The following is a 17,879-nucleotide window of genomic DNA, read 5'->3' on the forward strand; positions in this document are numbered from 1 at the left end:
GAACCTGAGAGTTAGGTTTAAAGACGATGGAAGAACCAGGACGGGACAGTAGTATACCCGAAGGTTTTATTTGCCACAAACGATCTGATCCCGTCCGCGCCGTTTTCTGCGCCCAAACACCGCCTGCAATAATCTTCTTTTACTTCTTAAACAACAAGATACAGAGAAAAAACGCCAAAAAATCCCATTAATCTCTGTCGCAGCGTATCAAACAGCCAAAACAAAACGGAAAACCACCGTCGCCGCGGCGCGCCACCCTACTGTTTTTCTTGCTGTTTTACCTGCTGCCACGCCGCTTCCATCTCCTCTAGCGAGGCGCTATCCAGCGTCTGTCCACCGGCGATTATCGCCTGCTCGACCGCGCGGAAACGGCGCTCAAACTTACGGTTGGCCTCCTGCAGTGTGGTTTCTGCACGACAGCCGAGATGACGCGCCAGATTGACCGTGGCGAACAGCAGATCCCCCACCTCCTCACTCAGGCGGGTCTGATCCACCACCGCCTGCTGCGCCTCATCCATCACTTCGTCTATCTCTTCGTAAACCTTGCCCAGCACCGGCCCCAGGGTGTCCCAGTCAAATCCCACCGAGGCACAGCGCCGCTGGATCTTGTCGGCGCGCATCAGCGCCGGCAGCGCCTGCGGAATATCATCCAGCGCTGAGTCCATCGCCTTTTGCGCCCGCTCCCGCTGCTTACGCTGCTCCCAGCGCGCCACGGACGCCTGCGCCGTCCCGTCATACTCCGCGTCGAACACGTGGGGATGGCGGCGTTCCAGCTTGTCGCAGATGCTTTGACACACGTCGTCAAAGTCGAACAGCCCCTGCTCTTGAGCCATCTGCGCATGGAACACGACCTGAAACAGCAGATCGCCCAGCTCTTCTTGAAGTCCATTGAAATCGCTGCGCTGAATCGTGTCAAGCACTTCATAGGTTTCTTCCAGCGTATAGGGCGCGATTGTGGCAAAAGTTTGACGTAGATCCCAAGGACAGCCCCGCTGCGGATCGCGCAGCGTGCGCATAATCGTCAACAGTCGTTGCATGGCAGGTGTGGTCATCGGTGTTATTCCCGCAGTAAAAAAGAGAGCGACGCCAGCCGGCCCAACCCGGGCCGGCGCGTCAGACAGTGGGGAGGCGGCCCCGGACTTACTCCGCGCCGCCGCGTCCGCCGTTCAGACGACGCGCGTCCAGCACGTCCGGCAGCTGATTCAGCTTGGCCAGCACCCGGCCCAGCACCTGCAGGTTATAGATCTCTATCTCCATATCGATGGTCGCCATCTGCTGCTTGGTATCGCTGCGGCTGGCGACCCCCAGCACATTGACCTTTTCGTTGGCCAATATGGTGGTGATGTCGCGCAGCAGCCCACTGCGATCGTTGGCGGTCACCCGCACCACCAGCGAATAGCCGCTGGAGTAGCTCTCGCCCCATACCGCGTCGATAATCCGCTCCGGCGCGTGGCGACGCAGCTCATCCAGCTGGTCGCAGTCGACCCGGTGAATGGAGATCCCGCGCCCCTGGGTAATGAAACCGACGATCTCATCGCCGGGGATCGGCTGACAGCAGCGGGCGATGTGGTGCATCAGGTTACCGACCCCTTCGACCACTACCCGGCCGCTGCTCTTGTCGCTGCGTACGCTGGACTGCCCCTTCTGGGTCAGCTGCTTCAGCGCCTCGCGATCGGCCTCCTCCGCGCTGGGCTTGTTGATCTTGCCCTGCAGGAAGTTGACCATCTGGTTCAGGCGGATATCGCCGCCGCCGATGGCGGCCAGCACCTCGTCCAGGGTATGCACGTTGTAGCGCGGCAGCAGCAGCTTTTCCGCCTCTTTCAGGCTGATCCCCAGACGGGCCAGCTCGTCATCCAGAATCTGGCGCCCGGCCAGGATGTTCTTATCGCGATCGAGCTTACGGAACCAGTTGTGGATCTTGGCGCGCCCGCGGCTGGTGGTGACATACCCCAGGTTCGGGTTCAGCCAGTCGCGGCTCGGGTTAGGCTGCTTCTGGGTGATGATCTCCACCTGATCGCCCATCTGCAGTTGATAGGTAAAGGGGACGATGCGCCCGCCGATCTTGGCACCGATGCAGCGGTGGCCGACGTCGCTGTGGATATGGTAGGCGAAGTCGAGGGGCGTGGAGCCGGCGGGCAGATCGATAACGTCGCCCTTGGGGGTAAAGACATACACCCGATCGTCCAGCACCTGGCTTCTCACCTCGTCGATCATCTCGCCGGTGTCGGCCATCTCCTCCTGCCAGGCCAGCAGCTTGCGCAGCCAGGCGATGCGGTTATCGTAGCCGGAGCGGCCGCCCGCCTGCGGCCCCTCTTTGTATTTCCAGTGCGCCGCCACGCCGAGCTCGGCGTCCTCGTGCATCTGGCGGGTACGGATCTGGATCTCCAGCGTCTTGCCGTGCGGCCCGAGCACCACCGTATGGATCGACTGGTAGCCGTTGGGCTTGGGGTTAGCGACATAGTCATCGAACTCGCTGGGCAGGTGACGGTAGTGAGTATGCACTATCCCCAGCGCCGCGTAGCAGTCCTGCAGGCGCTCGACCACCACCCGCACCGCACGCACGTCGAACAGCTCGTCAAAGGCCAGGGATTTCTTCTGCATCTTGCGCCAGATGCTGTAGATGTGCTTGGGGCGACCGTAGATATCCGCCTTGATCCCCTCCTCGGCCATCGCCCCGCGCAGGTCGCGCACAAAGTCGTCGATAAACTGCTCGCGATCGATGCGCCGCTCATGCAGCAGCTTGGCGATGCGCTTGTACTCATCCGGATGCAGGTAGCGGAAGCAAAAGTCCTCTAGCTCCCACTTCAGCTGGCCGATCCCCAGCCGGTTGGCCAGCGGAGCATAGATGTTGAAGCTCTCCTTGGCCGCCAGCACGCGCTCCTCTTCCGGCGCATCCTTCACCTCGCGCAGGTGGGCGATGCGCTCCGCCAGCTTGATCACCACGCAGCGGAAGTCCTCTACGATGGCCAGCAGCATCCGGCGAATGTTATCCACCTGCTCTGACCCGGCCGCCCCGCTCTGGGTAGCCTTCAACTCGCGGATGGCGTCCATCTCCAGCACCCCGCGCACCAGATCGGCGATGGAAGGGCCAAAGTCCTCGCGCACCCGGGCGTCATCGATCACCGCACCGTCCACCAGCGGGAACAGCAGCGCGGCGCGCATGCTGTCATTATCCATGCTCAGGGTGGAGAGGATCTCGACCATTTCGACGCCGCGCCACAGCAGCAGCGGCGCCGCGGCGTTACCGGCGGTTTTCTCCTGACAATAGCGCCAGGTGGCGGTGAGACGCTCACACGACTCAGAATTGGACAGGTTCAGGCTTGCCACCCACTGCTCGGGGACAAATTCACCAGCCGTATTCAAATGAGCACTTCTTACCGCGACCATGGTTCTCTCCCTCTCGACTACTGTCTATCAAATGCCTATTGCGCCGCCGATTCAAACAGCGCCATCGACTCCAAATGCCCCGTGTGGGGAAACATGTCCAGCATACATAAACGCGTCAACCGATAGCCGCCCTGCAGCAGCGTCTTACTGTCCCGGGCTAGCGTGGTCGGGTTACAAGAGACATAGACTACCCGACGCGGCGCCAGGCGAACGATATGCTGCATCACCCCGGGGGCGCCGGCGCGCGCCGGATCGAGCAAAATCTTGTCAAATCCCTGTGCCGCCCAGGCCTGACGCGTCACGTCCTCCTCCAGATTCTGATGGAAGAATTCTACATTACTCAGCCCGTTGTTACGTGCATTATTCTGCGCCGTCACCACCAGCTCGGGAACCCCCTCGACGCCCACCACCCGCTGGGCGCGGCGCGCCAGCGGCAGGGTAAAGTTGCCCATGCCGCAGAACAGATCCAGCACGCGCTCATCGGCCCTGACATCCAGCCAGGCCAGGGCCTGTTCGACCATCTGCGTATTTACCGCGGCGTTCACCTGGATAAAATCCTGCGGGTTAAAATCCAGGCGGATCCCGTCGATCTGGTAATAGGGCGCCTCGCCGAGCAGGCGCTGCGGTGCGCCGCCGTCGCTCAGGTACAGCGTGAGCCCGCGCTGGCGGGCAAAGGCGCCCAGGGCCTCCCGATCCGACAACGCGAGCGGATCCAGATGGCGCAGCACCATCAGCGGCCCATTGTCGGCCAGCGCCAGCTCCAGGTGTCCCAGACGGCGCCGCGCGCGCAGCGCCGACAGACACTCGCCCAGCGGCAGCAGCAGCGCCTCCAGCGCGGGCGCCAACACCGGGCAGGCCTTCAGGGCCACCAGGTCGTTAGAGGCCGCCTGACGGAACCCCAGCACCACCCGCTGCGTCCTCGCGTTAAACTGTAGCCCAAAGCGGGCGCGCCGCCGGTAGCCATAGGGCTCTCCGGCGATCACCTGCGGCGCCATATCCACCCCGGTCTCACGCGCCATCAGACGCTGTAGCGCCTGCGACTTGCTCTGCTGCTGCAACGCGATCGCCGCATGCTGCTGCTGACAGCCGCCGCAGACGCCGGCGTGGGGGCAGCGCGGCGCCACCCGCTGCGGGCTGTGGCTGATTAAACGCGTAACCCGCCCGCGGGAAAACTGGCGTTTCTCCTCGCTCAGGATGACCTCGGCCTCCTCGCCGGGCAGCAGTCCGCTGATAAACAGCGTCTTGCCCTTATCGCGCGCCACCCCCTGGCCAAAGGCATCCAGATCGGTGGCGGTCACAATCAGGTTTTTCCGGGTCGCGGTACGGCGCCCCGGTGTGTAAAATTGAGCCATGTCGATTGCTTATCTGTGCGGTGGGTTAAGCCGGGGCTTACCCCAATAATAGTTTGCCGCCAATTCTCCCACATCGGAACGCCATGACCAAATACAGCCTGCGGGCGCGCATGATGATCCTGACGCTGGCCCCGACGCTGCTGATCGGGCTGCTGCTCAGCACTTTCTTCGTCGTGCACCGCTACAATGAACTGCAGGATCAGCTGGTCGACGCCGGCGCCAGCATCATCGAGCCGCTGGCCGTCGCCAGCGAATACGGCATGACCTTCCGCAGCCGCGAGGCGGTGCGCCAGCTGATCGGCCTGCTGCATCGGCGTCACTCGGACATTGTGCGCGCCATCGCAGTCTTTGACAGCCAGAATAATCTGTTCGTTACCTCGAACTATCACCATAACTACGCCATGCTGCAGCTGCCGGACGGCAGCCCGCCGCCGACCGATCTGATGCTGAGCAAACGCGGCGACGCGCTGATCCTGCGTACCCCGATCATCTCCGAAAACCGCCTGGCGGAAGATAAAAACGCCGTCAGCGCGCCGCTGGGCTATATCGCCATTGAGCTGGATCTGCGCTCGGTGCGCCTGCAGCAGTATAAAGAGGTCTTTGTCGCCACGCTGCTGCTGCTGATCAGCATGTGCATTGCGCTGCTGTTCTCCTACCGTCTGATGCGCGACGTCACCGGCCCCATCCGCAACATGGTCAACACCGTCGATCGTATCCGCCGCGGTCAGCTCGATAGCCGCGTAGAGGGACACATGCTGGGTGAGCTGGATATGCTGAAAAACGGCATCAACTCGATGGCGATGTCGCTGACCGCCTACCATGAGGAGATGCAGCAGAACATCGACCAGGCCACCTCCGATCTGCGTGAAACCCTGGAGCAGATGGAGATCCAGAACGTCGAGCTGGATCTGGCCAAGAAGCGCGCCCAGGAGGCCGCTCGCATCAAGTCCGAGTTCCTGGCCAACATGTCCCACGAGCTGCGCACCCCGCTCAACGGCGTGATCGGCTTCACCCGCCAGGTGATGAAAACGCCGCTGAGCGCCACCCAGATAGATTACCTGCACACCATTGAACGCTCGGCCAACAACCTGCTGACCATCATCAACGACGTACTGGACTTCTCCAAGCTGGAGGCCGGTAAGCTGGTGCTGGAACACATCCCGTTCATGCTGCGTGAAACCATTGACGAGGTGGCGACCCTGCTGGCGCCCAGCGCCCATGACAAGGGGCTGGAGCTGACGCTCAACGTGCGCAACGACGTTCCGGAGCATGTGCTGGGGGATCCGATGCGCCTGCAGCAAGTGCTGACTAACCTGCTGGGCAACGCGATTAAATTTACCGAAAAGGGCAACATCGACATCCGCATCGAGCTGCGCAGCCAGACCGCCCAGGCCGTCGAGCTGGAGGTACAGGTGCACGATACCGGCATCGGTATCTCCGAGCGTCAGCAGTCCCAGCTGTTCCAGGCCTTCCGCCAGGCGGATGCCAGCATTACCCGCCGCCACGGCGGCACCGGTCTGGGGCTGGTGATCACCCAGAAGCTGATCAACGAAATGGGCGGCGACATCGCCTTCCACAGTCAGCCCCACAAAGGGTCGACCTTCTGGTTCCATATCCGCCTGGAGCTCAATCATAACGCGCCCCCCTCCAGCCTGCCGCTGGAGCGGCTGCAGGGCCAGACCCTGCTGTACATCGAAAGCAACCCGGTGGCGGCGCAGTGCACCCTCGATATGCTGAAGGTCACCCCGCTGCAGGTCACCTACTGCCCGCAGTTCGCCCAGGTGATCCCGGACAGCCACTACGATATCCTGCTGTTCGGCCTGCCGGTCAAGACCTCTCTCACGACGGAGTCGACGCAGGAGAAGCTGAGCCAGGCGCTGCGCCTGGCCGACCGGGTGATCCTGGCGCTGCCCAGCCACACGCTGCACGACAGCGATACCCTGAAGGCCCGCGGTATCCGCAGCTGCCTGTTCAAACCGCTCGCCAGCAGCCGACTGCTGCCCGCACTGATGGATAACGCCCTGCCGCTGCGGGCGCCGCAGGTGATCTCTCCGCACGGCGCCCGCCTGCCGCTGACGGTGATGGCGGTAGACGATAACCCGGCCAACCTGAAGCTTATCGGCGCCCTGCTCGGCGAGCTGGTGCAGCATACCCTGCTGTGCCACAGCGGTGAGGAGGCGCTGGCGGCGGCGCGCGAACGCCATCTGGATATCATTCTGATGGACATCCAGATGCCGGAGATGGACGGCATCCGCACCACGGAGCTGCTGCGCCAACAGGCGCGCCACGCCACCACGCCGATCATCGCTGTCACCGCCCATGCGATTAACGGCGAACGTGAGCGTTTACTGCGCGCCGGAATGGATGACTATCTGGCCAAGCCGATCGACGAAAACATGCTGCGCCAGCTGCTCAACCGCTACAGCGGCGAGCGCCCCAGCGCGCCGCTCAGCGCGCCTGTCCCGGCAGAGCCGGATAGCGCCGATGTCTCCCTCGACTGGGGCCTGGCGCTGCGCCAGGCAGCCAATAAAGCCGATCTGGCGCGCGACATGCTACAGATGCTGCTCGCGTTCCTGCCCCAGGTCCGCGAGCGGATCGCCCGCCAGCTGGCGGGCGAGCAGGACGGCGACCTGTGCAGCCTGATCCACAAGCTGCACGGCAGCAGCAGCTACAGCGGGGTGCCGCGCCTGCGCAGGCTGTGCCACTATCTGGAGCAGCAGCTGCGCCACGGTACGCCGGCCAGCGATCTGGAGCCGGAGTGGCTGGAGCTGCTGGATGAAATGGACAACGTGACCCGCGCCGCGCAGGGCTACCTCACGCCGGTGCCGGGCGACGAACAGTAAATATCTCCCGGCATCGCCGGGGGATGGTCTCTGCGCCGATAAGGCTGCCCGCATCGCCACGGAGACGTCAGGCGCCGCCGGGCCGTGGATCGCATTAGGGGCAAGAGACAAAAAAAACGGCGGGCCGCGGCCCACCGTTTCTTCTCCGCCGCCGTCGCCCGGCGCCGCGGGGGTCACCCCTCCGCGATCACCGTCGCACAGGCATAGCGTCGCTCATCGGCCAGCGACACGTGCAGCGAGGCGATCCCTAACTCGGCGGCCAGCTCGGCCGCGCGCCCGTGTAAGATCAGCCGTGGCTTGCCCAGCGCATCGTTAGCCACCTCAAACTGGGCAAAGGCCAAGCCGTGGCGGATACCGGTCCCCAACGCCTTGGCCGCCGCCTCTTTGACGGCGAAGCGCTTGGCCAGATAGCGTACCCGCTGGGCATGCGTCAGATACTGCTGCCACTCCGCCGGCGAAAGCACCCGCCGCGCCAGCTGATCGCCGCTGCGCTCAACCACCGCCGCGATGCGAGCGATCTCGACGATATCGGTACCCAGCCCCACAATAGCCATCAGCGACGCGCGTCCAGCAGCAGCTGCTTCATGTCGCGCACCGCCAAATTCAGCCCGTCGAGGGCCGCGCGGCCGATGATGCTGTGGCCGATGTTCAGCTCATGCATCTGCGGCAGAGCGGCCACCGCCTGCACGTTGTGGTAGGTCAGACCGTGCCCGGCGTTGACCTTCAGGCCACGCGCGTGCGCAAAGCGCGCCGCCGCGGCAATCCGCTCCAGCTCCGCCGCCTGCGCCAGCGCACTGGGCGCATCGGCATAGGCGCCGGTATGGATCTCAATGTAGGGCGCACCGACGGCCACCGCGGCCTCGATCTGGCGCTCATCGGGATCGATAAACAGCGACACCTGGATTTCGGCGGCGCTCAGACGCGCCACCGCCGCCGCGATCTTGTCGCGCTGACCGGCGACGTCCAGGCCCCCCTCGGTGGTCACCTCCTGGCGCTTTTCCGGCACCAGGCAGCAAAAGTGCGGCCGCAGCTCACAGGCGATCGCCACCATCTCCTCGGTCACCGCCATCTCCAGGTTCATGCGGGTCTGGATGGTCTGACGCAGCAGCCGCACATCGCGGTCGGTGATATGCCGACGGTCCTCGCGCAGGTGTACGGTGATGCCGTCCGCCCCGGCCTGCTCGGCGACGAAGGCCGCCTGTACCGGATCGGGATACTGAGTCCCGCGCGCGTTGCGCAGGGTCGCGATGTGATCGATGTTAACGCCCAGCAGAATATCGGCCATGACAGCTCCTCAAGGATGATCGGTCGGGATAACCCGGTTATCAGACATCATATTACCCGCCAACGGACGGCTGACAAGTGCCGCCGGGCTAGCCTGATGCAGTGTAACGCCGGGCGCGCCGCCGGACGCAGGACAGCGGCGGGGAAAACAGGGGGACAGTCGGCGTCAGGAGGGCCCCGGCGAGGCCGGGCGACGCGGGGAGAACTGACGGAACAGCTCACGGCTTTTCAGCGGCTTACCGCCCAAGTAGGGCTTTAAGGCCATGCGGGTAAAGCGCTTGGCGGCGCGCAGGGAGGCGCCGTCGGGGAATTCGCGGCTGGCCAGCGCCTTCAGATCGCGTCCGGTGAAGCTGAGCTGATCCACCACCAGGCTGGCGATAAATCCCTTCTCCTCGCGGTAGCGGTAGGTCATCGTATCGGCCACCGGCTCGCCGGAGCCCGCACAGTGCAGAAAGTCGACGCCGTAACCCAGCTGGGCCAGCAGCGCCAGCTCAAAGCGGCGCAGCGCCGGCTCCGGTGAGCCCGCGTGGGCGGCCAGATGTTGAATGCAGTGCAGATAATCGAAGAACAGGGCGCTGTAGCAGGTCTCCTGCTCCAGCACTCGCGCCAGCAGTTCGTTGACGTACAGGCCGCTGTAGAGGGTGATACCGCTGAGCGGCAGCGCCAGGGAGACGGCCTCGGCGCTGCGCAGGGTCTTTACCTCGCCCCGGCCGCCCCAGCGGATCAGCAGCGGTGTAAAGGGCTGCAGCGCCCCCTTCAGCAAAGAGCGGCGGCTGCGCGCCCCTTTGGCCAGCAGACGTACCCGACCATGCCCCTCGGTGAACGTATCCAGCATCAGGCTAGTTTCACTGTAGGGCCGTGCGTGCAGCACGAAGGCGCGTTGCCAGCCGTCCATCGTCTGGTTTACAGATCGTCGACGTAACCCAGGCTACGCAGCGCACGCTCGTCGTCCGCCCAGCCGGATTTCACCTTAACCCACAGCTCAAGATGCACCTTGGCGTCAAACATCGCCTCCATGTCCTGGCGCGCTTCGATACCAATGGTTTTGATCTTGCTGCCTTTGTTGCCGATGACCATCTTCTTCTGGCCATCGCGCTCCACCAGGATCAGACCGTGGATGTCATAGCCGCCGCGCTCGTTCGGCGCAAAGCGTTCGATCTCTACGGTGACCGAGTAGGGCAGCTCCTCGCCGAGGAAGCGCATCAGTTTTTCACGGATGATCTCAGAGGCCATAAAGCGCTGGGAGCGATCGGTGATGTACTCCTCCGGGAAATGGTGCTCCGCCTGCGGCAGACGCTGGCGCACGATGCGCGCGATAGCGTCCACGTTGGTGCCCTTCTCCGCCGAAATCGGCACCACGTCCAAAAAGTTCATCTGCTGGCTCAAGAACTGAATGTGCGGCAGCAGCGCGGTCTTGTCGACCACGTTGTCTACCTTGTTGATCGCCAGGATCACCGGGCACTTCAGATCGCGCAGCTTGTTGAGCACCATCTCGTCATCCGGCGTCCAGTGGGTGCCTTCCACCACAAAGATCACCAGCTCGACATCGCCGATGGAGCTGCTGGCCGCACGGTTCATCAGGCGGTTAATGGCCCGTTTCTCCTCGATGTGCAGCCCCGGGGTATCGACATAGATAGCCTGGTACGGGCCTTCCGTATGAATGCCCATAATGCGGTGACGAGTGGTCTGCGGCTTACGCGAGGTGATGGAGATTTTTTGCCCCAGCAACTGGTTCAGCAGCGTTGACTTACCGACATTGGGACGGCCAACGATGGCAATAAAGCCGCAGTAGGTTTTTTCTTCGCTCATTCAAGCTCCAACTGTTTTAACGCCTGCTCGGCGGCGGCCTGCTCGGCCTTGCGCCGGCTGGAGCCGACGCCGACTACCGGCGCGGACAGCCCGCTGACCTGGCAGTGAATGGTAAACTCCTGGTCGTGCGCCTCACCGCGCACCTGCACCACCAGATAGGAGGGCAGCGGCAGATGGCGACCCTGCAGAAACTCCTGCAAACGCGTCTTGGGATCCTTCTGCTTGTCGCCCGGGCTGATCTCCTCCAGACGGGAGCGATACCAGTCGAGGATCAGACGCTCAATGGTCTGAATATCGCTGTCGAGGAAAATGCCGCCGATCAGCGCCTCTACGGTATCCGCCAGGATAGACTCACGGCGGAAGCCACCGCTCTTCAGCTCGCCCGGCCCCAGACGCAGGCACTCGCCCAGATCGAACTCACGCGCCATTTCGGCCAGGGTGTTGCCGCGCACCAGCGTGGCGCGCATCCGGCTCATATCGCCTTCATCCACCCGCGGGAAGCGGTGATACAGCGCATTGGCGATCACAAAGCTCAGGATCGAGTCACCCAGAAACTCAAGCCGTTCATTATGTTTACTACTGGCGCTGCGGTGGGTCAGCGCCTGCATCAGCAGATCCTGCTGTCTAAAAGTGTAGCCCAGCTTACGCTGAAGCCGGTTTATTACGATGGGGTTCATGAGATACCAATAAATTCAGAATGCGTCAAAAACCGCAGCATACGGAACAGGCCTGCCTTGCCATAAGCCAATCCAAAGCTGTTTCGTTTGCAGTGGCCCCCGCGCGGGGGGCCAAACGTGTCACGGGAATATTCTACAACGACTGACCGGAGATTGCTGCGTAATTACGGGGGTTATTTAATGAATTCCACCAATCCGCTCCAGCCGGACGCCGGTTGGCCACTGGCCTTCCTGTTTCTTAAAGCTCATCCAGATCGCCGTGGCCTTACCGACCAGATTTTTCTCCGGCACGAAACCCCAGTAACGGCTGTCGGCGCTGTTGTCGCGGTTATCACCCATCATAAAGTAGTGGCCCGGCGGGACGATCCAGGTGCCCTCGGGCTGACCCGGCTGCTGGTAGTAGCGGGAGACCATATCCTGCGCCTGCGGCACGGTCAGGATGCTGTGGCTCACCGTACCCAGCGTCTCCTGACGCTGATACATGCGGTAGCCGTTCGGCACGCTCTGATCGATGGGATACTGATAGAAACCGCTGCTCGGCTCGTTGGCGCTCATCTGATTAAAGGTCTGCACCCATTCGCTCGGGCGCGACGGACTGTAGGTGATAGGCAGCAGCCGATCGCACTGCTCGCCCTGCTGGCAGGCTGGATACACCGTCAGCTCCTTGCTGTAGGGGTCGTACACCACTTTGTCGCCCGGCAGACCGATGGCGCGCTTGATGTAATCCAGACGCGGATCGAGCGGATACTTGAACACCACGATATCGCCGCGCTTGGGATGCCCGGTCGGGATCAGGGTGGTCTGGGTCACCGGATCCTTCAGCCCGTAGGCAAACTTCTCCACCAGAATAAAGTCGCCGATCAGCAGCGTCGGCATCATCGAACCGGAGGGGATCTGGAACGGTTCGTAGATAAAGGAACGGATCACCAATACCAGAGCCAGCACCGGGAACACCGATACGCAGGACTCGATCCAGCCCGGCGCCTTGACGGCCTGGCGGGCGCTCTGCGCATCCAGCCCCTGCTCGGTCTGGCTGTTAATCTGCGCCAGGCGGGCACGCCGCGCCGGCGCCAGTTTGAAACGGTCGATACACCACACGATACCGGTTACCAGCGTGGCGATAACCAGGATCAAGGCAAACATATTTGCCATGTCCATCACTCCTTAAAATCAATGCTTATAAACGCAGCGGGCGCGGTATCAACCGCGCCCGCCAGGCTAACGATCAGTCCTTGCCGACGTGCAGAATGGCCAGGAACGCTTCCTGCGGCAGCTCGACGTTGCCGATCTGCTTCATGCGTTTCTTACCCTCTTTCTGCTTCTGCAGCAGCTTCTTCTTACGGCTGATGTCGCCGCCATAGCACTTGGCCAGTACGTTCTTACGCAGCTGCTTCACCGTCGCTCGAGCGATGATCTGGTTACCGATCGCCGCCTGAATGGCGATGTCAAACTGCTGGCGCGGGATCAGCTCTTTCATCTTCTCGACCAGCTCACGGCCACGCACATTGGCGTTGGCGCGGTGGGTAATCAGCGCCAGCGCATCGACGCGCTCGCTGTTGACCATCACGTCAACCCGCACCATATCCGAGGCCTGGAAGCGCTTGAAGCCGTAATCCAGCGACGCATAGCCGCGCGAGGTGGACTTCAGACGGTCGAAGAAGTCCAACACCACCTCGGCCATCGGGATTTCATAGGTCAGCGCCACCTGATTACCGTGGTAGACCATGTTGGTCTGCACGCCGCGCTTCTCGATACAGAGCGTAATCACGTTACCCAGGAACTCCTGCGGCAGCAGCATATGGCACTCGGCGATCGGCTCGCGCAGCTCCTGAATATTGTTCACCGCCGGCAGCTTGGAGGGGCTGTCCACGTAGATCACCTCGTTACGGGTGGTCTCCACCTCATACACTACCGTCGGCGCGGTGGTGATCAGATCCAGATCGTACTCACGCTCCAGACGCTCCTGAATGATCTCCATGTGCAGCAGGCCGAGGAAGCCGCAGCGGAAGCCGAAGCCCAGCGCCGTCGAGGTCTCCGGCTCATAGAACAGCGAGGCGTCGTTCAGGCTCAGCTTGCCCAGCGCATCGCGGAAGGCATCATAGTCATCGGAGCTGACCGGGAACAGCCCGGCGTATACCTGCGGCTTCACCTTCTTGAAGCCCGGCAGGGCGACGTCCGCCGGGTTGCGGGCCAGGGTCAGGGTATCGCCCACCGGCGCACCGTGGATATCCTTGATGGCGCAGACCAGCCAGCCGACCTCGCCGCAGTTCAGCACGTCGCGATCGACCTGTTTCGGGGTGAAGATCCCCAGACGATCGGCGTTATAGGTCTGCCCGGTGGTCATCACCTTGACCTTATCGCCCTTGCGCAGCGTACCGTTCTTAATACGGATCAGCGACACCACGCCGAGGTAGTTATCGAACCAGGAGTCGATGATCAGCGCCTGCAGCGGCGCCTCTGGATCGCCCTCCGGCGCCGGAATATCGCGCACCAGACGCTCCAGCACATCGCCGACGCCAACGCCGGTCTTGGCCGAGCAGCGCACCGCATCGGTGGCATCGATGCCGACGATGTCTTCGATCTCCTGGGAGACACGATCCGGATCGGCGGCGGGCAGGTCGATCTTGTTCAGTACCGGCACCACTTCGAGATCCATTTCGATGGCGGTATAGCAGTTGGCCAGGGTCTGGGCTTCAACCCCCTGCCCGGCGTCGACCACCAGCAGTGCCCCTTCACAGGCGGCCAGCGAACGGGAGACCTCATAAGAGAAGTCCACGTGTCCCGGCGTATCGATAAAGTTGAGCTGATACACCTGTCCATTCTGCGCCTTATAGTCGAGCGTGACGCTCTGGGCCTTGATGGTGATACCGCGTTCGCGCTCCAGATCCATGGAGTCCAAAACCTGGGCCTCCATCTCACGGTCTGACAGACCGCCGCAGAGCTGAATGATACGGTCAGACAGCGTCGACTTACCGTGGTCAATGTGCGCGATAATGGAGAAGTTTCTTATATTCTTCATAAATATGAGTTTATTGACTCGCTATGCGGATTGATTTTATTTGATGGACACAGCGGTGGACACTCCACGATAACTACCCCATCAACTACAGGCATGCATATTACACTGTAGCGTTGAAATCGTCAGCATACGTATACAACCTTACTCACCTATCGGATAGGCTTGGGGTGATAATAGGAGTCACCCCTACGGCCTTCGCATTACGAATTCTAAGAATTACCATATAAGACAGCCAATTACCGTACTGCGCCGCGCTCACTGCGTCCCAAGTACAAAAGGTTGGCAAGCCACAGAACTACAGATCAACAGATGACAGTCCCAAATCTGTCTCACGTTTTAGGGCATCCATGCCCCACCCAATCAATCAGCCAGCCGGCTTTGACGGCCATGCGATATCAGGAGCGGTTGACGTATCTACTGCTTTCACTGCCTTGATATACTCCATCCATACAATAAGCGTCGCCTTATCGACATCACTGATGACGCCTAAAGCCAGTTCAGTCCGCCAGTCGGCGGTTACAGCATTAGCTTCATCTAATAACAATTGCCTGTACGCTTCAGCCTGCATGACAAGTTCTTCGTGCGTTGGTGGAGGGTTCACAATTTCCATCGCTTCTTTTTCAGTAATGGAAATCAACCCCTCCTTAATAAAACCATCCTGAGAACCATCTGATGGGTATGCGTAAACGCAATTTTCCGAGTCTTTGAAATATTTCATGATCACACCATTTCAGCCCAAATCATGTTGGAAAGCGAGCCGGCAGTTTTGGTTATGGAGTAAGTCGCCCCTGCGGGAACAATAAACGTCATGGACGGACCATTATGAGTAGCGGATGACTCTACACCGATGACCCTGGCGACGTTAACCCCATTCACTGCCGCAACTGCGGTTCCGAAGCTCGTAGCATCACACGAATAAATAACCAGCATCGGGCGTGTAGCGCTATTGGTGTACGTCACCCCCATTACCCTGCTGCTGGTAACTATTGTGTATGTTCCACCCATGGTGGCATCGCCGGCAGCGACTGTTCCGCTGGTTGTGCCGACGTTCCGTTTAGCCGCATCTCCTAGACCAAGGTATTGGAGAACATCATTAACAGTGCCAGCTCCAGCGATATCGCGGCCAACCTTTGAAAAATCAGCAAGGGCTGCGCGATCTGCTCCAATAAAATACGGAATTTTATTCTCGCTGGTAGCCAACCCAGCCAACGCCGTTAAGGTGGCGTCACTGGCTTGAAAATGTTTCTTCAATGATTTTAGAAGCTGCCCGCGATCGCTTTTATCCAGCTGAATAGCAGCAGCCTCAATAACGCCAACAATCTCTTCTTGCAGTGCGTCAAAGTAGTCATCATCCAGATCGGTAGATGGCGTACCGGTCTGAGGATTACCACGGGTAAATCCGTTCTTTCCCGCGCCGAATTTATCTTTCTGCGCAGTAGGCGTATCTATACGGTGCATGAATCACTCCGGATATTTAAAAATAACGTAGGTATGTGATGGGCAAAGTTTATTCAGTACACATTCAACAACTGCATCTCCCCATACTCGCAGCGATGAATCACATTGGTCGTTACATGTCATCCATGTGGCGTCAGTGTGCGCTGGCATATTCACCTGCCAGTAATAACGCCATTCTGTTGAGTTAACGGCATCAGTACATGCTGATGTGCATTTAAACGTGCTCTTGTCATAGCGCGTGATCGTCGCATCGGGCTTCCCCAGCGCAACAAGTTGCGACAAGTAAAACTCTGCGTTAATACCACCAGGAAGATTAACTTTCGCATCCAGGCGCTGCTGCCGCTGGCGTAATGTCTGCGTACCGGCTGGAATACATTCATCAGGAAGGCCGCACAAGCGCTCCCAGCGATTGATCAACTCGCTCGTCGTTCTCGGGTCAATCTCTAGCATCAAATCATCAGCACGCCGATGAACTCGCATCAATGACGGTGCAGCGCCCAAGATCGCCGGGTCACTACCGTTCCATGCTGGGCCAGGTGGAAGCAATGCGGCTAGCAATGAGACATAATTATCGGTTGTCACGTCCATGATATCGCCCCCAACACGGCCAGCTCATTTTTAGCGATTGGCTCATCAGCAGAAGGTGCAATCAACTGGTGGCTATGCTCGCCGGTAGCAATAGAGATAGCTTCATGGATGCGGGATAACTCTAGAACTCCCTCAGGAACCCCATCGCGCTGTAGGAAAGCTCGCAACTCTTTTGTTACGGCCGCCCGCGTTTCCTGCGTGTCTGGTTTCAGTCGAATATTAAAATTAACGGGATGTGCTATTGGTGCAAACACGTAGAGATCGGAGCCAGATACCGGCGCCTTCGGTACGACATGAGCCTTTACTGCAGTGATTGTCTGATTATCAGGGATTGGATTAACAAGATCGTCACTGGCAACCATGACCCCTACTGTCCCCGTTCCCATCCAGTGCCGATAGGTCCATGCCCGAGTAATGCCCGGAACCTCTTTTGCCCAGATAACATAATCGTGATCTGCGCCACCCTGCGGGGTAAAGTAATACCGCTCAATGACCCGAGCCCGCCAAGTCTCCAAATCCTCAATATCAAAACCACCGATTACAGTATCTGCCAACCCAGCAGAAGGAAGCCCCTGTACAGGCGTAACAAGAACCAGGGAGCTACCATCATCAAGGTTACCAATCAAGCCGGGAACCGAGCACCGGATAGGAAGCCTCATGACACCGCCAGCACTAACAGCATCAGCGATTGCCGTATACTGCACCAGGTCATCTCGCTGGATAACAGATCCAGCAGTAACCCGGATATCATTATTTACCCCATCCCAGCGCATATACCCAAAGGCAGTCTGCGCTTGCTTTCGTGGGCACTTCTTCATCCCGCCATGACGATAGAGCCACGCTTCATCACAGAGATCTGGCAGCATATTTTTGGCCAGATAATCGATATAGCCATATACCGTATGAAGTGCCGCCGCATACACCTTTGCCCTCACATCCTCGTCCATGCGGCGCATACTGTCGTTGACATCCAGTCGAGAGAAAAGGTCGTTGCGGATCATGTTAATATTTTCGGCCAGTGTTGGCCTTTGAAACTCACTTTCCGCCATCGGTTATTACGCCCCATAGATTTTCAAAGGTGATAGTTACAGGACCGCTACGGCGCCATATCGTAATGCTATTGCCAAGAGCATTGATTCCGGTTCGTTGCACATCAATATCGATGCGCGTCGCTATACCGTCATCTAGCATCCACTGCAATGACTCGCGTATATATGTACTAACGATATTTACAAGACTATTTGTCAGCTTTCTACGCTGCAATAACCATAACCGTGAACCATATCGATCATTCTGAACCACAGGCCATGAATCGCCCCACCACCCCATAGGGATATCGGAATTATCATCCGGCATGGCTCGGCGCCACGTGAATAGTGAGATAACTACGGATCGGGCAAGTGGATCTAATGGAGAATACGTACTCACGCGCTCTCCATTTACGGATAGCCATAAATCCATA

Annotated in this window: 16 protein-coding genes; 1 reads left to right on the forward strand and 15 read right to left on the reverse strand. The window is 59.9% G+C overall.

Annotated features, from left to right (window positions below; all coding sequences use genetic code 11):
- Positions 1–257: 257 nt before the first annotated feature.
- The 3 genes from mazG to rlmD all read right to left on the reverse strand — a co-directional run bounded on the left by mazG (position 258) and on the right by rlmD (position 4,739).
- Entirely contained in the window at positions 258–1,052 is a 795-nt protein-coding gene (gene mazG / locus ETEE_RS03600) for a nucleoside triphosphate pyrophosphohydrolase (RefSeq protein ID WP_034164103.1), read from the reverse strand.
- A gap of 88 nt (positions 1,053–1,140) precedes the next feature.
- A complete protein-coding gene (gene relA, locus ETEE_RS03605) occupies positions 1,141–3,387 on the reverse strand; it encodes a GTP diphosphokinase (RefSeq protein ID WP_034164102.1) in 2,247 nt (748 codons plus the stop codon).
- Positions 3,388–3,422: 35 nt separating this feature from the next.
- Positions 3,423–4,739, reverse strand: coding sequence for a 23S rRNA (uracil(1939)-C(5))-methyltransferase RlmD (gene rlmD, locus ETEE_RS03610; RefSeq protein ID WP_034164101.1), 1,317 nt, complete (start codon positions 4,737–4,739; stop codon positions 3,423–3,425).
- A gap of 83 nt (positions 4,740–4,822) precedes the next feature.
- Here rlmD and barA point away from each other — a divergent pair, with 83 nt between their 5' ends.
- The gene (gene barA / locus ETEE_RS03615; RefSeq protein WP_034164099.1) at positions 4,823–7,582 is read left to right on the forward strand and encodes a two-component sensor histidine kinase BarA; all 2,760 of its coding nucleotides are present in this window, start codon (positions 4,823–4,825) and stop codon (positions 7,580–7,582) included.
- A gap of 173 nt (positions 7,583–7,755) precedes the next feature.
- Here the strand turns inward: barA and acpS are convergent, their stop codons facing one another.
- The 12 genes from acpS to ETEE_RS19730 all read right to left on the reverse strand — a co-directional run bounded on the left by acpS (position 7,756) and on the right by ETEE_RS19730 (position 17,878).
- Positions 7,756–8,136, reverse strand: coding sequence for a holo-ACP synthase (gene acpS, locus ETEE_RS03620; RefSeq protein ID WP_034164098.1), 381 nt, complete (start codon positions 8,134–8,136; stop codon positions 7,756–7,758).
- Positions 8,136–8,867: a pyridoxine 5'-phosphate synthase gene (gene pdxJ / locus ETEE_RS03625; RefSeq protein WP_034164097.1), complete on the reverse strand. Its 732-nt coding sequence runs from the start codon at positions 8,865–8,867 to the stop codon at positions 8,136–8,138. The genes acpS and pdxJ overlap by 1 nt, the downstream gene beginning before the upstream one ends.
- Before the next feature lie 165 nt (positions 8,868–9,032).
- Positions 9,033–9,761: a DNA repair protein RecO gene (gene recO / locus ETEE_RS03630; RefSeq protein WP_034164095.1), complete on the reverse strand. Its 729-nt coding sequence runs from the start codon at positions 9,759–9,761 to the stop codon at positions 9,033–9,035.
- Between the two features lie 8 nt (positions 9,762–9,769).
- Positions 9,770–10,675 carry a GTPase Era gene (gene era, locus ETEE_RS03635; protein WP_012849548.1) on the reverse strand — a complete coding sequence of 302 codons (906 nt, stop codon included), beginning with the start codon at positions 10,673–10,675 and terminating at the stop codon, positions 9,770–9,772.
- Positions 10,672–11,352 carry a ribonuclease III gene (gene rnc, locus ETEE_RS03640; RefSeq protein ID WP_034164094.1) on the reverse strand — a complete coding sequence of 227 codons (681 nt, stop codon included), beginning with the start codon at positions 11,350–11,352 and terminating at the stop codon, positions 10,672–10,674. Before rnc ends, era begins: the two co-directional genes overlap by 4 nt.
- 177 nt (positions 11,353–11,529) lie before the next feature.
- Positions 11,530–12,504: a signal peptidase I gene (lepB, locus tag ETEE_RS03645; protein ID WP_034164093.1), complete on the reverse strand. Its 975-nt coding sequence runs from the start codon at positions 12,502–12,504 to the stop codon at positions 11,530–11,532.
- A gap of 73 nt (positions 12,505–12,577) precedes the next feature.
- Positions 12,578–14,371, reverse strand: a complete 1,794-nt coding sequence (gene lepA, locus ETEE_RS03650; protein WP_034164091.1) for a translation elongation factor 4 — start codon at positions 14,369–14,371, stop codon at positions 12,578–12,580.
- Between the two features lie 364 nt (positions 14,372–14,735).
- Entirely contained in the window at positions 14,736–15,089 is a 354-nt protein-coding gene (locus tag ETEE_RS03655; RefSeq protein ID WP_034164090.1) for a tail fiber assembly protein, read from the reverse strand.
- 2 nt (positions 15,090–15,091) lie between these two features.
- Positions 15,092–15,829, reverse strand: a complete 738-nt coding sequence (locus tag ETEE_RS21790) for a hypothetical protein (RefSeq protein WP_081926391.1) — start codon at positions 15,827–15,829, stop codon at positions 15,092–15,094.
- 3 nt (positions 15,830–15,832) lie between these two features.
- Positions 15,833–16,417: a YmfQ family protein gene (locus ETEE_RS19725; RefSeq protein WP_071881875.1), complete on the reverse strand. Its 585-nt coding sequence runs from the start codon at positions 16,415–16,417 to the stop codon at positions 15,833–15,835.
- Positions 16,408–17,466, reverse strand: a complete 1,059-nt coding sequence (locus tag ETEE_RS03670; protein ID WP_034166104.1) for a baseplate J/gp47 family protein — start codon at positions 17,464–17,466, stop codon at positions 16,408–16,410. The genes ETEE_RS19725 and ETEE_RS03670 overlap by 10 nt, the downstream gene beginning before the upstream one ends.
- Positions 17,453–17,878 (reverse strand): phage GP46 family protein, encoded by a 426-nt coding sequence (locus ETEE_RS19730; RefSeq protein WP_071881876.1) that lies wholly within the window; start codon positions 17,876–17,878, stop codon positions 17,453–17,455. The genes ETEE_RS03670 and ETEE_RS19730 overlap by 14 nt, the downstream gene beginning before the upstream one ends.
- Between the last annotated feature and the right edge of the window lies 1 nt (position 17,879).

It is taken from the genome of Edwardsiella anguillarum ET080813 (assembly GCF_000264765.2).
Classification (GTDB): domain Bacteria; phylum Pseudomonadota; class Gammaproteobacteria; order Enterobacterales; family Enterobacteriaceae; genus Edwardsiella; species Edwardsiella anguillarum.

Bases quoted from the DNA above. Each gene is read 5' to 3' on its own strand.
- relA (WP_034164102.1), bottom strand. From the start codon at position 3,387: ATGGTCGCGGTAAGAAGTGCTCATTTGAATACGGCTGGTGAATTTGTC.
- ETEE_RS19725 (WP_071881875.1), bottom strand. From the start codon at position 16,417: ATGGACGTGACAACCGATAATTATGTCTCATTGCTAGCCGCATTGCTT.
- era (WP_012849548.1), bottom strand. From the start codon at position 10,675: ATGAGCGAAGAAAAAACCTACTGCGGCTTTATTGCCATCGTTGGCCGT.
- lepA (WP_034164091.1), bottom strand. From the start codon at position 14,371: ATGAAGAATATAAGAAACTTCTCCATTATCGCGCACATTGACCACGGT.
- barA (WP_034164099.1), top strand. From the start codon at position 4,823: ATGACCAAATACAGCCTGCGGGCGCGCATGATGATCCTGACGCTGGCC.
- rlmD (WP_034164101.1), bottom strand. From the start codon at position 4,739: ATGGCTCAATTTTACACACCGGGGCGCCGTACCGCGACCCGGAAAAAC.
- pdxJ (WP_034164097.1), bottom strand. From the start codon at position 8,867: ATGGCCGATATTCTGCTGGGCGTTAACATCGATCACATCGCGACCCTG.
- ETEE_RS19730 (WP_071881876.1), bottom strand. From the start codon at position 17,878: ATGGATTTATGGCTATCCGTAAATGGAGAGCGCGTGAGTACGTATTCT.
- ETEE_RS03655 (WP_034164090.1), bottom strand. From the start codon at position 15,089: ATGAAATATTTCAAAGACTCGGAAAATTGCGTTTACGCATACCCATCA.
- ETEE_RS21790 (WP_081926391.1), bottom strand. From the start codon at position 15,829: ATGCACCGTATAGATACGCCTACTGCGCAGAAAGATAAATTCGGCGCG.
- ETEE_RS03670 (WP_034166104.1), bottom strand. From the start codon at position 17,466: ATGGCGGAAAGTGAGTTTCAAAGGCCAACACTGGCCGAAAATATTAAC.
- rnc (WP_034164094.1), bottom strand. From the start codon at position 11,352: ATGAACCCCATCGTAATAAACCGGCTTCAGCGTAAGCTGGGCTACACT.
- lepB (WP_034164093.1), bottom strand. From the start codon at position 12,504: ATGGCAAATATGTTTGCCTTGATCCTGGTTATCGCCACGCTGGTAACC.
- mazG (WP_034164103.1), bottom strand. From the start codon at position 1,052: ATGACCACACCTGCCATGCAACGACTGTTGACGATTATGCGCACGCTG.
- recO (WP_034164095.1), bottom strand. From the start codon at position 9,761: ATGGACGGCTGGCAACGCGCCTTCGTGCTGCACGCACGGCCCTACAGT.
- acpS (WP_034164098.1), bottom strand. From the start codon at position 8,136: ATGGCTATTGTGGGGCTGGGTACCGATATCGTCGAGATCGCTCGCATC.